General features: G+C 63.0%; 1 protein-coding gene. It reads left to right on the forward strand.

The genetic code is table 11. The features are described from left to right. Position 1: 1 nt before the first annotated feature. Positions 2 to 668, forward strand: a 667-nt coding sequence (locus NKH41_RS34080) for a branched-chain amino acid ABC transporter permease (RefSeq protein ID WP_352936015.1), incomplete at its 3' end; no start/stop codon positions are given.

Here is a 668-nt window from a genome sequence, read left to right on the forward strand (position 1 = left end):
GATGAGCTACTATGATTTCCTCTTCGTCATCGAGGTGCTGGTCGGTGGCTTGCTCTCAGGCGTCATGTATTCGCTCGTCGCCATCGGTTTCGTGCTGATCTACAAGACGTCGGGCGTGCTGAACTTCGCGCAAGGGTCGATGGTGCTGTTCGCCGCACTCACCTTTGTCAGCCTTGTCGAACGCGGCATCCCGTTTGCGCTTTCGCTGCTCATTACCCTCGCGGTCATGGTTGCGCTGGGCTTCACCATCGAGCGAACTGTGCTGAGGCCGCTGGTCAATCGCTCGCCGATGACGCTGTTCATGGCCACGCTTGGCCTGTCTTACATCATTGAAGGCGCTGCCCAGTTGGTGTGGGGCACGCAGGTGCACGGGCTCGATCTCGGCATCGACGACACGCCGTTCGAGGTCGGCGGCATCCTGATCTCGTCGTTCGATCTTCTTGCTGCAGGCATTGCCGCGGCGATGGTCGCCGGCTTGAGCGCATTCTTCTATTGGACCCGGATCGGCCTGGCGTTTCGCGCCGTCGCAGACGACCAGTTCGCCGCGCTTGCCGTCGGGCTGCGGCTGCCCCGGATCTGGGGAACGGTGTGGACGGCCGCGGGGTTCGTGGCACTGGTCGCGGGACTTTTGTGGGGCGCGCGCCTCGGCGTCCAGTTCTCGCTGTCGC

This window comes from Mesorhizobium sp. M1169, assembly GCF_040318345.1.
Lineage (GTDB): Bacteria > Pseudomonadota > Alphaproteobacteria > Rhizobiales > Rhizobiaceae > Mesorhizobium.